Here is a 2,035-nt window from a genome sequence, read left to right on the forward strand (position 1 = left end):
CGGTCGGCCACGCCCTGCATCTGCTCCAGCAGCGCGCGCACGTTGTTGTCGTCGCCCTTCTCGTAGCCGAACTGCGTGGCGTAGTAGGCGGTGTCCACGCCCGGCAGGCCGCCGAAGGCCTCGACGCACAGGCCGGCGTCGTCGGCGATGGCCGGCAGGCCGGTCGCGGCGCTGGCGTGGCGCGCCTTGGCCAGCGCGTTCTCGACGAAGGTGCGGAAGGGTTCCTCGGCCTCGCCCACGCCCAGGTCGCCCTGGCGAACGAGCTCGATGCCCAGGCCGCCGAAGAGCTGCTGCAGTTCGGCCAGCTTCCCGGCGTTGTTGGAGGCGAGGACGAGCTTCATGGCCTCACTGCTTGTTCAGCGGCGCGGCCAGCGCCTGCTTCTGCAGTTCGACCAGCTCACCGATGCCCTTCTCGGCCAGCGCCAGCAACCGGTTCATCTCCTCGCGCGAGAAGGCGGCGCCCTCGGCCGTGCCCTGCACCTCGACGAAGTGGCCGGCGCCGGTCATCACCACGTTCATGTCCGTATCGCAGGCAGAGTCCTCGACGTACTCCAGGTCGAGCAGCGGCGTGCCCTGCACGATGCCGACCGAGACAGCAGCCACATGCCCCTTGATGGGCGACGCGGCCAGGGCGCCGCCGGCTAGCAGCGTGCCCACCGCATCCTGCGCGGCGACGAAGGCGCCGGTGATGGCCGCGGTGCGGGTGCCGCCGTCGGCCTGCAGCACGTCGCAGTCGAGGTGGATTGTGCGTTCGCCGAGCAGCTTCAGGTCGAACACGGCGCGCATGGAGCGGCCGATCAGACGCTGGATCTCCTGCGTGCGCCCGCTCTGCTTGCCCTTGGCCGCCTCGCGGCTGCCGCGGGTGTGGGTGGCGCGCGGCAGCATGCCGTACTCGGCCGTCACCCAGCCCTCGCCGCTGCCCTTCTTGTGCGGCGGCACCTTCTCCTCGACCGAGGCGGTGCACAGCACGCGCGTCTGGCCGAACTCGATGAGCACCGAGCCCTCGGCATGGATGGTGAAGCCACGGGTGATGCGCACCGGGCGCAGCTGGTCGGCGGCACGGCCGCCGCTTCGGATGAAAGCAGTCATGAAGAAGATGCAGGAAAGAAAGAACGGAAAACCCGCGGCCCGCAGGGGCGGCCCGCGGTCAGGTCTTGCGGGAAGCCGACCGGCGGATGGCCTCGTTGATCTCGGCGATGGAGCGCTCGATGGCGTCGTCGTCCAGGTCGTCGAGCTCGCCTTCGGCCGGCATGCCCGCCTGGATGGTGGAGGCGAACACCTCGTCGCTGATGCTGTCGGTGGAGATGCCGGCCGAGCCCGGCGCGTCGGGCGTCTCCCAGTCGATGGCGATCAGCGTCGCGTTGTCGCCGTTGGGACCGCCGCGGCGCAGCGCCATCTCGACCAGTTCGGGCGCGGCGTCGGACACCGGGCGCGACGCCAGCGTGCGCACCAGCAGCGTGTCGTCCATCACGCCCCAGATGCCGTCGGAGCACAGCATCAGCCGGTCGCCCTGCTGCAGCGGCGTCGGCGCGGAGACCTCGAACAGCGGCGTCGTGGGCGAGCCCAGGCAGGTGAGCAGCAGGTTGCGGTTGGCCGGCTCGACGACGCCCGGACGCGGGCGCTCGGCGTGCGAGTGGTCGCGCGTGCGAGCCAGCAGGTGCCCCTCGCGCACCAGGTACAGGCGCGAGTCGCCGCAATGCACCCAGGTGGCGGTGCCGTCCTGCAGCACCACGGCCACCACCGTCGTGCGCGGCGTATCGAGCATGGCCTTGTTGCTGGCGTAGCGCATGATCTGCTGGTGCGCCGCCATCACGGCCGACGCCAGGAAGGTCTTGGCGTCCTTCAGCAGCGGCCGTGCCTCGCGCTGGTACAGCGCGGCGATGGTCTGCAGCGTGAGCTGCGCCGCCACCTCGCCTTCCGGGTGGCCGCCCATGCCGTCGGCCAGCACGAACAGGCCGGACTCCCGCGTGTAGCAGTAGCCCATGCGGTCCTCGTTCGTGGCGCGGCCGCCCTTGCGGCTGACCTGGTAGACGGA

General features: G+C 71.0%; 3 protein-coding genes. All 3 read right to left on the reverse strand.

What is annotated here, in order from left to right; translation table 11 throughout:
• On the reverse strand, positions 1-341 hold a 341-nt coding region (locus ACIY1X_RS21335; protein ID WP_399684482.1), incomplete at its 3' end, for a non-canonical purine NTP pyrophosphatase.
• Positions 342-345: 4 nt separating this feature from the next.
• Positions 346-1,089 (reverse strand): ribonuclease PH, encoded by a 744-nt coding sequence (rph, locus tag ACIY1X_RS21340; RefSeq protein WP_399684485.1) that lies wholly within the window; start codon positions 1,087-1,089, stop codon positions 346-348.
• A 58-nt stretch (positions 1,090-1,147) separates the two neighbouring features.
• Positions 1,148-2,035 (reverse strand): PP2C family protein-serine/threonine phosphatase (locus ACIY1X_RS21345; RefSeq protein WP_399684488.1); only part of this gene is annotated, 888 nt, incomplete at its 5' end.

Source organism: Xenophilus sp., assembly GCF_044462705.1.
GTDB classification, from domain to species: Bacteria; Pseudomonadota; Gammaproteobacteria; order Burkholderiales; family Burkholderiaceae_C; genus Xenophilus; species Xenophilus azovorans.

Excerpts from the sequence above, each read along its gene's own strand:
- rph (WP_399684485.1), bottom strand. The coding sequence starts at position 1,089 with ATGACTGCTTTCATCCGAAGCGGCGGCCGTGCCGCCGACCAGCTGCGC.